Origin of the sequence: Mesorhizobium sp. CO1-1-11, from assembly GCF_020164995.1 — a bacterium.
GTDB lineage: Bacteria > Pseudomonadota > Alphaproteobacteria > Rhizobiales > Rhizobiaceae > Mesorhizobium > Mesorhizobium australicum.
In genome coordinates this window covers 41,011-54,655 of sequence record NZ_JAIUHE010000010.1, presented here as the reverse complement: position 1 = coordinate 54,655, position 13,645 = coordinate 41,011, and the positions used below count along the sequence as shown (strand labels likewise).

Here is a 13,645-nt window from a genome sequence, read left to right as displayed (position 1 = left end):
AACAAGCGGGCCCACTGCGCTTGCGGCAATGCTCGGGGATCGAGGAGCGAGAATTCATGGCCGATCTTATCGTCGTCTACTGGCGCGACATTCCTGCCCAGGTCATCGTCAAGAAGGGCCGGCAGAACGCCAAGCGCGAACTGCCGTTGCGCTTCACCGAGGCGATCGACATGTGCGCCATGCGCACCGGCGCCGGCGGCACGGACGACTATCTGGCCGAATGGCGCAAGGCTGATCCAGTTCCGGTCGGTGACGATCTCGAAGCCGAGGTCGAAAAGGCCTTCAACGAGATCGACGCGAAATATGACCGCGAGCGGCTGGTCGCTCTGGTCAAGGCCGGCGGCAAAGAAAATGTCTGAAACCACTCCCGTCAGCAAGGAAGGCGTGGCCATTACGCAGGCCACTCAGGTCAAGAAGGCGGCGCCGAAGTCCGACTACAAGCCGGCCGATGTCTCGCCGCAGCGGCGCGTACAGCGCTCCTTCGCGATACGGCTGTGGTCGATCAGGCATTCGCGCTTGCTCGAATGGTTCTACGCCCGCTTCGCCGACACTTTCTTGCTGCTGCACCCCTTGTGGAAGGGTATCGGCTATGGCCGTGTCGAGGCTCCAATCAAGTTCGTCGAAAAGCGCGTAAAAGGCTTCATGTTCGACTGCCGCATGTGCGGTCAGTGCATCCTGTCCTCGACCGGCATGTCTTGCCCGATGAACTGCCCCAAGCAGTTGCGCAACGGCCCTTGCGGCGGCGTGCGCGCCAACGGCAATTGCGAGGTCGAACCCGATATGCCCTGCGTCTGGGTCAAGGCCTGGGAAGGTTCGCAGAACATGGTCAACTCCGACAGGATCCTCACCGTGCAGAAGCCGGTCGACCAGTCGTTGCGCGAAACCTCTGCCTGGCTGCGGGTGACCGCGCAGGCTGCGGCAGCCCGTGAAGCCGCCGCTGCCGCGAAGACCGGAGCCTCCGCGTGACCGGCCGCCAGCTCGACGAAAATCCGGCCGGCATCCATTTGCCGCTCGATCCCCTGCCCGGCCACACCTCGCGCGGCCGGCTGGAGCGCGTGCTCAGGCGCGGCGAGTTTGCGGTGACGACCGAACTGAACCCGCCCGACAGCGCCGATCCGGAGGATGTCTACAACCGTGCGAAGATCTTCGACGGCTGGGTCGACGCCATCAACGCCGTCGATGCGTCCGGCGCCAATTGCCATATGTCGTCGGTCGGCATCTGTGCGCTTCTGACCCGCATGGGCTACGCCCCGATCATGCAGATCGCCTGCCGCGACAAGAACCGCATCGCCATCCAGGGCGACGTGCTGGGCGGCGCCGCGATGGGCGTCGCCAACATGCTGTGCCTGACCGGCGACGGCGTGCAGGCCGGCGACCAGCCGGGCGCCAAGCCGGTGTTCGACCTCGATTCCATGTCTCTGTTGGAGACCTGCCGCATCATGCGAGACAACGGCAAGTTTCTGTCCGGCCGCAAGCTGACGACGCCGCCGCAGCTGTTCCTGGGCGCTGCCGTCAATCCGTTCGCGCCGCCTTTCGACTTTCGCCCGATCCATCTCGGCAAGAAGATCGCCGCCGGCGCGCAGTTCGTGCAGACGCAGTATTGCTTCGACGTGCCGATGTTCAAGACCTTCATGCAGAAGGCACGTGATCTCGGCCACACCGAGAAAGTGTTCATCCTGTGTGGCGTCGGCCCTCTCGCTTCCGCCAAGACGGCAAAATGGATCCGCTCCAACGTGCCGGGCATCCATATCCCTGACGCTATCATCAAGCGGCTGGAAGGCGCCCAGGACCAGAAGAAGGAAGGCAAGCAGCTCTGCACCGACATCATCAACGAGGTGAAGGAAATTCCCGGTGTCTCCGGCATCCATGTGATGGCCTATCGCCAGGAGGAATATGTCGCCGAGATCGTCGATGAATCGGGCGTGCTGAAGGGCCGCCAGCCGTGGAAACGCGAGATCCGCCGCGACGACCAGATGGTTGCCGACCGGCTGGACCGCATCCTGCACGACGACATTACCGAAACCCAGGTGGACATGGTGAAGACCGCGCATTGACTTCCGCGGAGAGCGACCATTCGCTTGATCGACAAGAGATAACGATATAAAGAACTCTTTATATCACGACGGAGAGATTTCATGACCCGGACCATCGTCGCCTCGGCGACACGAGAAATCATCATCGGCTTCGACCAGCCTTTCTGCGTGATTGGCGAACGCATCAACCCGACCGGCCGCAAGAAGCTCGCCGCCGAGATGGTGGTTGGCAATTTCGAGACCGTCATCAAGGACGCGCTGGAGCAGGCCGCCTGCGGCGCCACCATGCTCGACGTCAATGCCGGCGTCACCTCGGTCAACCCGAACGAAACCGAACCTGGCCTTCTGGTGCAGACGCTGGAGATCGTCCAGGGCCTGGTCGATCTGCCGCTGTCGATCGACAGTTCCGTCACCGCCGCGATCGAAGCCGCGCTGAAAGTCGCCAAGGGCCGCCCGTTGGTCAATTCCGTCACCGGCGAGGAGGAAAAGCTCGAGGCCATCCTGCCGCTGATCAAGAAATACAATGTGCCGGTCGTCGCCATCTCCAACGACGAGACCGGCATTTCGATGGATCCGGACGTGCGCTTTGCCGTCGCCAAGAAGATCGTGCAGCGCTGCGCCGATTTCGGCATCCCGGCGCATGACGTCGTAGTCGATCCGCTGGTGATGCCGATCGGCGCGCTGGGCGATGCCGGCCGCCAGGTGTTCGCCCTGCTGCGTCGGCTCCGCGAAGAGCTCAAGGTCAACACCACCTGCGGCCTCTCCAACATCTCCTTCGGCCTGCCGCACCGCCATGGCATCAACGCCGCCTTCATCCCGATGGTGATCGGCGCCGGCATGACCTCGGCGATCATGAACCCGGTGCGCCCGCAGGAAATGGAAGCGGTGCGCGGCGCCAACGTGCTGAACGGCACCGACGAGAACTGTACCAAATGGATCAAGACCTACAAGGATTATAAGCCGGCCGAAGGCGGCCAGGCGGTGGCGGCGCCGACAGCGGTCAACGCGCCGGGCGAAGGCGGCGGCAATGGCGGCCGCCGACGCGGTGGCCGTGAAGCCCGCATGGGCCGGGGATAAGCGCGCAATCGTGAACTCGCCTGCAAACATAACCGATCCGCTCGTGCTGTTCATGCCGTCAGGCAAGCGCGGGCGGTTCCCTGTCGGCACGCCCGTGCTCGACGCCGCGCGCCAGCTCGGCGTCTATGTCGAGAGCGTGTGCGGCGGACGCGCCACTTGCGGACGCTGCCAGATCGAGGTGCAGGAAGGCAATTTCGCCAAGCACAAGATCACCTCCTCAAACGACCACATATCACCCAAAGGCCCTAAGGAAGAGCGCTATGAACGTGTGCGCGGCCTGCCCGAACGGCGCCGCCTCTCCTGCTCCGCCCAGATTCTCGGCGATCTCGTCATTGACGTGCCGCAGGACACGGTCATCAACGCCCAGACCATCCGCAAGGATGCCGACACCAGGGTCATCGCCCGCGATTCCGCGATCCGCATGTGCTACGTCGAGATCGAAGAACCAGACATGCACAAGCCGCTTGGCGATCTCGACCGCCTGAAGATCGCCCTGATGAAGGACTGGAACCTCAAAAGCCTGGACTTCGATTTTTATCTGCTGCCGCAGGTGCAAGGTATTTTGCGCAAGGGCAACTGGACGGCGACCGCCGCCATCTACAAGGATACGGACACCGAGACAGCGCGCGTCATCGCGCTGTGGCCGGGCCTCAAGAACGAGGCCTATGGCCTGGCCTGCGACATCGGCTCGACCACCATCGCCATGCATCTGGTGTCGCTGCTGTCGGGCCGCGTCGCCGCCTCGTCCGGAACGTCGAACCCGCAGATCCGCTTCGGCGAGGATCTGATGAGCCGCGTCTCCTATGTGATGATGAACCCGGATGGCCGCGAAGGCATGACGGTTGCTGTCCGCGAGGCAATCTCCGGCCTCGTCGATAAGGTTTGCGCGGAAGGCAATGTCCAGCGCAACGACATCCTGGATTCCGTCTTCGTCGGCAATCCGATCATGCATCACCTGTTCCTCGGCATCGATCCGACCGAACTCGGTGGCGCGCCCTTCGCGCTTGCCGTCTCGGGCGCCGTTCGCATCAAGGCCTCCGACATCGGGCTGAAGCTCAACCAGGGCGCACGGCTCTATATGTTGCCTTGCATCGCCGGTCATGTCGGCGCCGACGCGGCGGCCGTGACCCTGTCCGAAGGCCCGCACCGCCAGGACGAGATGATGCTGATCGTGGACGTCGGCACCAATGCCGAGATCGTACTCGGAAACCGTACACGGGTAGTCGCTGCTTCCTCGCCTACCGGTCCGGCTTTCGAAGGCGCCGAAATCTCCGGTGGCCAGCGGGCTGCGCCCGGCGCCATCGAGCGCGTGCGCATCGATCCAGACACGCTGGAGCCGAAATACCGCGTCATCGGCTCGGAACTGTGGTCCGACGAGCCCGGCTTCCTCGACAGCGTGCAGGCGACCGGCGTCACCGGCATTTGCGGCTCTGGCATCATCGAGATCGTCGCCGAAATGTATCTCGCCGGCATCATCTCCGAGGATGGTGTCGTCGACGGATCGCTTGCCGCGCGCTCGCCGCGCGTCGTCGCCAACGGCCGCACCTTCTCCTACGTGCTGAAGGAAGGCGAACCCAAGATCACCATCACCCAGACAGACGTGCGTGCCATTCAGTTGGCCAAGGCGGCGCTCTATGCCGGCACCAAGCTGCTGATGGAAAAACAGAACACCGAGCATGTCGACCGCATCCACTTCGCCGGTGCCTTCGGCTCCTTCATCGATCCGAAATACGCCATGGTGCTAGGTCTCATCCCCGATTGCGACCTCGACAAGGTCTCGGCCGTGGGCAACGCCGCCGGCGCGGGTGCTCGCATGGCGCTGCTCAATCGCGGCTATCGCCGCGAGATCGAGGAGACGGTGAGCCAGATCGAAAAGATCGAGACGGCGCTCGAGCCGAAATTCCAGGAGCACTTCGTCTACGCCATGGCGCTGCCCAACAAGGTCGACCCATTCCCGAAACTGGCGGCGGCGGTGAAGCTGCCGCCGCGCAAGACGGTGAGCGAGGATGGCATCGCCGGAGATGCAGCACCGCGCCGGCGCTCCCGCGAAGGCCATGCTGCTCGGCGCAGCCGCGAATAGACGCGCCGGCCACTCCCTCGATTTATTTGTATGCAAACGTTTCCGGATCGTCCGATCCGGAAACCGAAACACTGTTTTCGCGAAATCCAGCAGATACATGCACAGCGCATTTACCCGCACATCGAACGGCGGCTGAGGACAGTCCTTGGCCATCGCCGTTCTTCAAGGGAGATGACAATGACGATGTTCGAAAATTTCGGCCGCTTGGGTGTGGCCATCAGGCAAGCCCACGCCAGGAACAAATCGATCCGCGCGCTGAACAGCTTGCCGGCGCATGTCCAGAAGGACATCGGCTGGCCGGCATCGCCGCCGAACGATCCGCAGGCCACACTCGCCTCGCTGCTGCTAGGCTCCACGCGGTGACGACGTTCGCCGACAAATACAAATTGCTCGGCGTCCACCGGGGATCCCACACATCCCCGATGGCCACTAGCAACCGATTGCGCACGGCACTTTTGCCGCGGCGCCGACGACGCGCGGATCACACCAGCGTGTGGGCACGCCGTAAATCTTGACATTCTCGGCCAAGGCACGATCTTCGTTACAAGGGGGAGTTCTCTTAGTCGGCTGCAGCCGAAGTTCGTGTATTCGCATGCCAAGTTTGAAAAGCCACGTTGTGTCCTTCGTGCTCAGGCACAGCCGCAAGCAAGCCTTTTCCAGCCCGGAAAACCTGCAGCGCTGGATCGCCGCCGCGCGCAAGACGGAGGATCATCATCCGCCGGCCGCGCTGCATCAGCGTTTCGAAATCCAGACGCGCAGCGTGGACGGTTTTCCGGTCTACGAAATCGCCCCCAAGGCCGGAGAGCACAAGCGGATACTCTACCTGCATGGCGGCGCTTATGTCTTTGAGATCACGCCCTATCACTGGTATCTGATCGCCGACATGGCCGACCGGCTGGGCTACGGCATCACCGTGCCGATCTACCCTATCGCCCCGGAACACGATTTCCACGCCATGTTCGGCATGGTCGGCGCTGTCTACCGCCAGATGCTCGATGAGACAGAGGCGGAAGATATCGTCTTCATGGGCGATTCCGCCGGCGGCAACATGGCCGTGGTGCTGACCATGATGGCGGCGGACGAGGGTTTGCCGGTGCCGTCGCGCCATGTGCTGATTTCACCCGGCCTCGACGTCTCGCTCGCGAACCCCGAAGTGTTTGAGGCGGAGCGGAATGATCCATGGTTGGGCATCGCCGGCGGGCGTGAGGCAATCCGGCTCTATAGTGCCGGATTGGATCCGACAGACTGGCGTATCAGCCCGGTCTATGGCGATCTGTCGGTATTGCCGAAGACACTGCTCCTGACGGGCTCCCGCGATCTTCTCACGCCCGACAATCTCATCTTTGCACAAAAAGCCAGCGCCGCCGGTGTCGAGGTGGATCTGATCTACGAGGAAGGCATGTTCCACGTCTGGCCGCTGATTGACATGCCGGAAGCGCGGCGCGCGCGTCAGCACATCGTCGCGTTTCTCACGGACGACACCTACACTCGGGCTGAAAGGGAAACGGTCAAGTCGTCGACCAAAGCTTCATCCCAGCACACCAACCATTTCGGCCAGACGATCAATCGGCTCGGCGAACGTGACGAGATCGCCGAGCATTGAAACTCGGCCCCACGACATCGATCAGAACTTGCCGGTTTCCCTGAACACTTCGAAGGTCGCGCGGATGTGGTCGGCGACGGCCTTGACCGGCGCGCTGGCGTCCGGCGCCACCACCATGGCAAGATTGTAAGTGCCGATATCGGGCATTCCGTCCTTAGGGCAGAGTTCGACCATGTCGTTGCCCAGGAACGATCTCGGCAGCGGCGCGACCGCGAGGTCGGCCATGATCGCGGCGCGCTGGCCTGCGGTATGGGCACTCATATAAGCGACGCGATAGTTGCGGCCCTCGCGGCCCAATGCCTCGAGCGCGCCGGCCCGCCAGGCACAGCCCTCTTCCCAAAGCGAAACCGGCAGCGGTTCGCGCAGATGCGCGCAGCCGCCCTTGGCGCCGGCCCACACGATCGGCTCGGTCAACAGCACCTCGGCACCGAGCGCGCTGGTCTTGTACGAATTGGTCAACAGCGTGATGTCGAGCGCCCGGTCATCCATGCGCCGGCGCAGATTGCTGCTCTGGTCGATGGTGACGTCGACGGCGATCGAGGGATGCGACTGCGCGAAACGCTTCAACACATGCGGCAGCACGCGCTCGCCATAGTCGTCAGGTGAGCCGAGCCGCACCACCCCGACAATATCGGGGATGATGAACTTCGACACCACCTCGCGGTTGATCGACAAAAGCCGCCGGGCATAGCCGAGCAGCATTTCGCCGTCCGTGGTCAGCGTCACCGAACGCGCGTCGCGCGCGAACACCGAGCGGCCGAGAATATCCTCCAGCTTCTTGATCTGCATGGAGACGGCCGACGGCGTCCGAAACACCGCATTGGCCGCGGTGGTGAAGCTGCCGGTCTCGGCAATCGCCACGAAGGTGCGCAAAACGTCGAGGTCGAGCAGCGGCAGCGGGTGATTGAGTGGGGCGTTCATGACGATCGACCTTCAATTTTTCTGATACAAAACATCATTCCATTTCGTTTGATTGAACATCAGACCGGGAGCATAGTCAACTCCATCGAAGCAGCATGCTGCCAAAAGCGGCCACGAAACGACCACGGCGCAGACCTGCATTCGACGTGAAATGAAGCTGAAACAGACCTGACGTAACGCATTGCCGGCGCCTGCCGTGCCGTAGCAAAGGAGATCGAAATGTCTATCCTATCGTCCCTCGGCCGCATCGCGACCGAATTCAACGCGGCCCGCGCCCGCTACCAGACCGAACGCGCCATCCGTTCACTGCCGATCGAGCTGCAGAAGGATATCGGCTGGCCGGAAGCTTCCGACGCCAAGACCGGCATTCGCAGCGGCGTCGGATCCTGGGCTGGAGCAAAGTAAATCGTGTGTACCCCGTGCTGAAGGCCTGCCGCGCAGCCCGCCCGGCAGGCCTTCTCTATTTTATTTGTATTCAAACGAATTCATGAGCCATGCCGCCGCTGCATGGCGCATATGAGCAAGCCGCATAGCAGCTCGATTTTTTGATTAACTCTTTGTAAATATTCATAAATCCTAGGCATATTGCTCGTAGCTTGCCAAAATATGTCGCATCCGGTGTCGCTTTTCATATCAAGCGCTTCGCTTTTGCGATTTAGTTCCTGCTCACACAAGCCTATATCACCGTCAGCAAACGAGCTGCCCCACTCCATCAAGCGAAGGCGACCCGTTTAGAGCGACGTGCGTCCTATTGGACGCACAAAGTACGCTCTAACACTTTGAGTCTGCGCATCGTGCTTTCCGAAAATCAATTCGATTTTCGGGCCAATGCGCGAGCAACCGATTGGAGATGATCATGAAGCTTTTTGCCCGCCTCTTCGCCCGCCGCGAAATGAACCTGACCACCGCTCTCGAGCGTCAGCGTCTTGCCAACACCATGCCCGGCCAGACCGGCGCCATGGCCGCGGCACGTCTCGGCTTCGTCGCCTGAACGAGCGCGGTTCCAGGAAAACCGTATTTTCCCGGCCGGAACTGCATAGAAATCGAAAAATACAAGACACCTCCAGGGCCGCGCCCCTGCCGCGGCTTCAGGGTTGACTGCCGCCGCCTCGGTCCGCCGAGGCGGCGTTTATTTTGTTGCGCTTCCATCGCCTTTCACAACCTGACGGTGGCCTGGTTCGAGCAGCACCGCGCGGCGATTGCCCATTTGCGACCCATGTCGCAAATTTAATCTTGCCAAAGCCATCTAGACGATTGACAGGAATGGTTTTTCCTGATGACGCTATGCTATTCGCGACATCCTGTTCGCGTCATGGCTGCGTGAGGTTCCCGTGAACGCCGTAAAGCATCCGGTCAAGCGATCGTTTGTATTCTTCCTTGTTCCCGATTTCACCATGATCGCTTTTGCGACAGCACTCGACCCGCTACGCTCCGCCAATCGGATGCTCGGCTACGAGGCCTATCGCTGGCGCCTCGCCAGCATCGACGGCAAGCCGGTGCGCGCCTCGAACGGCGTCGAGTGTGCGGTCAACACCTCGCTCGAGGAGGAACGCAAGAAGATGGCGGGGCCGGATCGCCCCAACATGGCCATCGTCTGCAGTGGCACCAATGTCGAGCGCTACCAGAACAAGTCGGCCTTTGCCTGGTTGCGCGAGGAATACAATCGCGGCGTTGCCGTCGGCGGCTTGTGCACCGGTGCACATATCCTCGCCGCCGCCGGGCTCCTGTCCAACAAGCGCTGTGCCATCCATTGGGAAAACCTGCCCGGTTTTTCCGAAGCGTTCCCGAAGGCCAATGTCTTTGCCGACCTGTTCGAGATCGACCAGAACATCTACACCTGCGCCGGCGGCACCGCCGCGCTCGACATGATGCTGAAGCTGATCGGCGACGATTTCGACGAGAACCTCGTCAACCGCGTGTGCGAGCAGGTGCTGACCGATCGTGTGCGCAGTCCGACCGACCGCCAGCGCCTGCCGCTGCGCGCCCGCCTCGGCGTGCAGAACTCGAAAGTACTGACCATCATCGAGCTGATGGAGGCCAATCTGTCCGAGCCGCTGTCGCTGATCGAGATCGCCGACCATGTCGACCTGTCGCGCCGCCAGATCGAGCGCCTGTTCCGCACCGAGATGGGACGGTCGCCTGCCCGTTACTACCTCGAAATCCGCCTCGACCGCGCCCGGCATCTCTTGATCCAATCGTCGCTGCCGGTGGTCGAGGTGGCGGTCGCCTGCGGCTTCGTCTCGGCCTCGCATTTCTCGAAATGCTACCGCGAGCTCTACGCCCGCTCGCCGCAGCAGGAACGCGTCGACCGCAAGCAATTGCTGGCAGCCTGATCCCGATCAGGTCTCGGCCGACCGCACTTGCACCGTCCGCATCGCCTCGACGCGGATGTCCTCGGTCAGCCGCGCCTTCAACGCCGAGAATTCGGGACTGGTCTTCAGCGTGTAGTGCCTGGGATGCGGCAGGTCGATGGCGACATCCGACTTGATGCGGCCGGGCCGCGCCGTCATCACGATCACGCGCGAGGCCATGAAGATCGCCTCCTCAATGTCGTGGGTGACGAACAGCACCGTTTTCTTGCGCCGTTCCCATATGCCGAGCAGCAATTCCTGCATCAGCCCGCGTGTCTGGTTGTCCAGCGCCCCGAACGGCTCGTCCAGCAACAGGATTTCGGGATCGTTGGCCAGCGCCCGGGCAATCGCCGTGCGCTGCTGCATGCCCCCTGAAAGCTGTTTCGGCCAATGGTTCTCGAACCCCTTCAGCCCGACGAGGTCGACATAGGAAGCGACGATGTCGTCCAGCTCCTTTTCGGCCATCCCCCGTTCGCGCAGGCCGAAGCCGATGTTTTCGGTGACCGTCAGCCATGGAAACAGCGTGTAGGACTGGAAGACCATGCCGCGGTCCGGCCCGGGCCGCGTCACCGTCTTGCCGTCTAGCAGAACTCGGCCTTCGCTTGGCGCCTCCAAGCCGGCGACGATCCTCAACAGTGTCGACTTTCCGCAACCTGACGGTCCCAAAACGGTGATGAAGTCGTTGGCCGCCACCGCCAGGTCGATTGGCATCAGCGCCTTGACGGGTTCTCCACCCCGCACGCCGGCAAAGGTTCGCGAGACACCCTCGATAAGAAGCTTGCTCACGCCAGGCTCCATGGAAAGAGCCAGCGGTTGAACGCCTTGAACGCAAAATCGGACAACAGCCCGATCAGGCCGATGACGATGATGCCGAAGATGATCTGCCCGGTCGCCAGCCGCGACTGGCTGTTGATGATCATGTAACCGATGCCCGACGATGAGCCGATCAATTCGGCCACGATGACATAGGTCCATGCCCAGCCGAGCACCAGCCGTAGCGTCTCGGCGATCTCGGGCGCATTGGCCGGCATGATGACCCGCCTGACGATGCCATTGTTGGTCGAGCCCAGCGTATAAGCGGCCTCGACCAGATCGCGCCGCGTGGCCCCAACCTTGACGGCAATGATCAGGATGATCTGGAACACCGAGCCGACGAAGATGACGAGCAGTTTTTCCAGCTCGCCAATGCCGGCCCAAAGGATGAGCAGCGGAATGAAGGCCGACGCCGGCAGATAGCGGGCGAAGGAGACGAAGGGCTCCAGAAACGCTTCCACCGGCTTCCAGGCGCCCATGGCGATGCCGAGCGGCACCGCGACGACCGAGGCCAGTACAAAGCCGCCGAAGACCCGCCAGATGGTGATCAGTATGTCGAGCCAGAAACGATCCTCGACCAGCAGCCGCCAGCCATCCCGCAGCATCGACAGCGGATCGGCGAGGAAGATGCGGTTGACGTGGCCGCCAAGCGTGATCCAAGCCCAGAAGGCCACGAACAGCACGAAGAAGGAGATACCGAGCACTGTTCGCAGGCTCGGAGAGACAGGATGCAAGGGGCGCATCTTCGTCCTTTGTCAGCGGCAAGGCGGCGGCGCTCTGCGCCACCGCACGGTGCCCAGGGGTTGAACCGTCAATTCGCCACGGCGCTGGTGTCGGCCAGAGTGGCGACGTCGGGTGCCTCCTTGATCAGCCCCATCTGCAGCAGCAGATCGCCGGCGGTCTTGGAAAAGTCCTGGAATTCCTTGGTGAAGAACTGTTTGTTCTCGGCCTTGTCGGCCCATTTCAGGTACTTTGCCGAATCCTCGAATTCCTTAGCCGACTGTTTCACGTCGGCGCCCATGATCTCGTAGGATTTCTGCGGCTCCTTCTTGATCATGTCGAGGGCGTCGAAATAGCTGTCGGCAAGCGCCTTGGCGGCGTCGGGATTGGCCTTGAGGAATTCGGGCGTGCAGCCGACCGTGTCGAGGACCATCGGATAGTCGAGCGTGGTCGCCAGGATATGCCCCTGGTCGGCCTTGTCGCGCACGGCCGAGATGAAGGGCTCGTAGGTGACGGCCGCGTCGTTCTGGCCGGCGAGGAAGGCTTGCGCCGCCGCGTCGGGTTCGAGATTGACGACCGTGACATCCTTGGTCGACATGCCGTTCTTGTTCAGCACCCAGGCCAGCAGGAAGTAGGGCGACGTTCCAGGCGCCGAGGAAGCGACGGTCTTGCCCTTGAGATCGGCGACCGTCTTGATGTCGTTGCGCACCACAATGCCGTCGGCGCCATAGGATTTGTCGAGCTGAAAAATCTGCTTGGTGGTCACCCCGCTGGCGTTCCAGACCAGCCAGGTCTCGACCGTGGTGGCGGCGCATTGCAGGTCGCCGCTGGCGATGGCGAGCGGACGGCTGGCCTGCGGCACCTTCTTCAAGGTCACGTCGAGCCCATGCTTCTCGAACAGCCCTGCCTGCTTGGCAAGTGTCAGCGGCGCGAATCCGGTCCATCCGCTGATGCCGATGGTGAGCGATGTGGCGGCCATCGCCGGCGCGGACAAGCCCGCGGCAAGTGTCAATGTCGCGGCAAGGACGATTATTCTGTTCATATCGGTTCCCCTTTTGTTTTTCTGCGGGAAATTGTTCACAGAGGCCGATGGGCTTGTCAATCAACAGGACTGTGTTTGCGCGCAAAGCAGCCGGCAATCCGGTTTTGGAATTGCGCTATCTGGCGTCGGGCATCCAGTTGCGGTTGCGCCACATTTTCTCGCCGACCTGGCAGTCGGCGATGGGCTTGTCCTGCGCCAGCACCACTGGCGGATGATCCGCCTCCGCCGCCGCCCATTGCCGTGACGCCGGGCCGGCAAGCTCCAGCACCAGCTTGCGGCGGATGGCTTCGGGAAATTGCGTCCAGTCGTTGACCGGGATCATGAAGGCGCCGGGACCGCCGATGACGCAGTCGCTGTAGTAGCGATCGAGATCGTTGACGTCATAGACGCCGGAAAAGCCGCCTCGGGTCATCAGCGGCAGGCCGTTGATGACTATGCCTTGCCTGACCACCCCGTCGCGGGCGAGATTGACCGGCGCGCCCTGGTTGTTTGGCCCGTCGCCCGAAATGTCAATGACGCGCTTGGTTCCCTGGTAGCCGCTTTCGGCGAAAAGGTCGCTGCCGAACTCCAGCGCGCCGGAGATCGAGGTGCGCCGCGCGCTGTTGGGCGGCTGAGCCGACAATTGCGCCACCACCCGCTCCGCATCGGCCCGGGTCGCGATCGCTGTCCACGGCACGATGACGCGTTGCCAGTTGGTGCCGGCCCATTCGACATAGGTGACGGCGATCTTGCCATAGGCGCCATCGGTAATCGCCTGCAGCACATTGTCGTGCGTCAGCGCCGCCGCGTAGCCATGACGCTGGATCTCGAGCTCGTCGGCCGACATCGACAGCGACACGTCCACCGCCAGCACCAGTTCGACATCGACCGGCTCGTCTGCGCGAGACATTGTCGTCGGCCAGAGCGTCAGCGCCAGCGCGACGACGCTCGAAAGCAGATGTCTTGCAGTGCCAAAACCAGACATGCCGCGAGGGTAAGCCAGAATCGACAGCTGAAAAAGAGAAA

Annotated in this window: 15 protein-coding genes; 10 read left to right on the top strand and 5 right to left on the bottom strand. The window is 62.2% G+C overall.

The window, feature by feature from the left end; all coding sequences use genetic code 11:
• Positions 1-56: 56 nt before the first annotated feature.
• The 7 genes from LB554_RS13415 to LB554_RS13385 all read left to right on the top strand — a co-directional run bounded on the left by LB554_RS13415 (position 57) and on the right by LB554_RS13385 (position 6,793).
• Positions 57-359 (top strand): virulence factor, encoded by a 303-nt coding sequence (locus tag LB554_RS13415; RefSeq protein WP_015317423.1) that lies wholly within the window; start codon positions 57-59, stop codon positions 357-359.
• A complete protein-coding gene (locus tag LB554_RS13410) occupies positions 352-966 on the top strand; it encodes a methylenetetrahydrofolate reductase C-terminal domain-containing protein (RefSeq protein ID WP_015317422.1) in 615 nt (204 codons plus the stop codon). Before LB554_RS13415 ends, LB554_RS13410 begins: the two co-directional genes overlap by 8 nt.
• Positions 963-2,054, top strand: a complete 1,092-nt coding sequence (locus LB554_RS13405) for a methylenetetrahydrofolate reductase (RefSeq protein WP_015317421.1) — start codon at positions 963-965, stop codon at positions 2,052-2,054. The genes LB554_RS13410 and LB554_RS13405 overlap by 4 nt, the downstream gene beginning before the upstream one ends.
• An 81-nt stretch (positions 2,055-2,135) precedes the next feature.
• Positions 2,136-3,110 (top strand): methyltetrahydrofolate cobalamin methyltransferase, encoded by a 975-nt coding sequence (locus LB554_RS13400; RefSeq protein WP_140723911.1) that lies wholly within the window; start codon positions 2,136-2,138, stop codon positions 3,108-3,110.
• A complete protein-coding gene (locus LB554_RS13395) occupies positions 3,061-5,190 on the top strand; it encodes an ASKHA domain-containing protein (RefSeq protein ID WP_140661049.1) in 2,130 nt (709 codons plus the stop codon). Before LB554_RS13400 ends, LB554_RS13395 begins: the two co-directional genes overlap by 50 nt.
• Positions 5,191-5,367: 177 nt before the next feature.
• Positions 5,368-5,553, top strand: coding sequence for a hypothetical protein (locus tag LB554_RS13390; protein WP_015317418.1), 186 nt, complete (start codon positions 5,368-5,370; stop codon positions 5,551-5,553).
• A 229-nt stretch (positions 5,554-5,782) separates the two neighbouring features.
• Positions 5,783-6,793 (top strand): alpha/beta hydrolase, encoded by a 1,011-nt coding sequence (locus LB554_RS13385; RefSeq protein WP_224585159.1) that lies wholly within the window; start codon positions 5,783-5,785, stop codon positions 6,791-6,793.
• Positions 6,794-6,814: 21 nt separating this feature from the next.
• Here the strand turns inward: LB554_RS13385 and LB554_RS13380 are convergent, their stop codons facing one another.
• On the bottom strand, positions 6,815-7,714 hold the full coding sequence (locus tag LB554_RS13380) for a LysR substrate-binding domain-containing protein (protein ID WP_015317416.1): 900 nt from the start codon (positions 7,712-7,714) through the stop codon (positions 6,815-6,817).
• Between the two features lie 219 nt (positions 7,715-7,933).
• Between LB554_RS13380 and LB554_RS13375 the strand changes: the two genes are divergently transcribed.
• From LB554_RS13375 to LB554_RS13370, 3 genes are all read left to right on the top strand, one after another.
• Positions 7,934-8,119: a hypothetical protein gene (locus tag LB554_RS13375; RefSeq protein ID WP_023769849.1), complete on the top strand. Its 186-nt coding sequence runs from the start codon at positions 7,934-7,936 to the stop codon at positions 8,117-8,119.
• A gap of 451 nt (positions 8,120-8,570) precedes the next feature.
• Positions 8,571-8,705 (top strand): hypothetical protein, encoded by a 135-nt coding sequence (locus tag LB554_RS29435; RefSeq protein ID WP_013894968.1) that lies wholly within the window; start codon positions 8,571-8,573, stop codon positions 8,703-8,705.
• A gap of 403 nt (positions 8,706-9,108) precedes the next feature.
• Positions 9,109-10,047, top strand: coding sequence for a GlxA family transcriptional regulator (locus tag LB554_RS13370; RefSeq protein ID WP_263485819.1), 939 nt, complete (start codon positions 9,109-9,111; stop codon positions 10,045-10,047).
• A gap of 6 nt (positions 10,048-10,053) precedes the next feature.
• Here the strand turns inward: LB554_RS13370 and LB554_RS13365 are convergent, their stop codons facing one another.
• The 4 genes from LB554_RS13365 to LB554_RS13350 form a co-directional block, all read right to left on the bottom strand.
• Complete coding sequence (locus tag LB554_RS13365; protein WP_140822054.1) at positions 10,054-10,851, bottom strand: ABC transporter ATP-binding protein; 798 nt, start codon at positions 10,849-10,851, stop codon at positions 10,054-10,056.
• Positions 10,848-11,621 (bottom strand): ABC transporter permease, encoded by a 774-nt coding sequence (locus tag LB554_RS13360; RefSeq protein WP_015317412.1) that lies wholly within the window; start codon positions 11,619-11,621, stop codon positions 10,848-10,850. The genes LB554_RS13365 and LB554_RS13360 overlap by 4 nt, the downstream gene beginning before the upstream one ends.
• 68 nt (positions 11,622-11,689) lie before the next feature.
• Positions 11,690-12,640: an ABC transporter substrate-binding protein gene (locus tag LB554_RS13355; protein WP_140661046.1), complete on the bottom strand. Its 951-nt coding sequence runs from the start codon at positions 12,638-12,640 to the stop codon at positions 11,690-11,692.
• Positions 12,641-12,755: 115 nt separating this feature from the next.
• The gene (locus LB554_RS13350) at positions 12,756-13,604 is read right to left on the bottom strand and encodes a DUF1194 domain-containing protein (protein ID WP_224584996.1); all 849 of its coding nucleotides are present in this window, start codon (positions 13,602-13,604) and stop codon (positions 12,756-12,758) included.
• Positions 13,605-13,645: the final 41 nt, after the last annotated feature.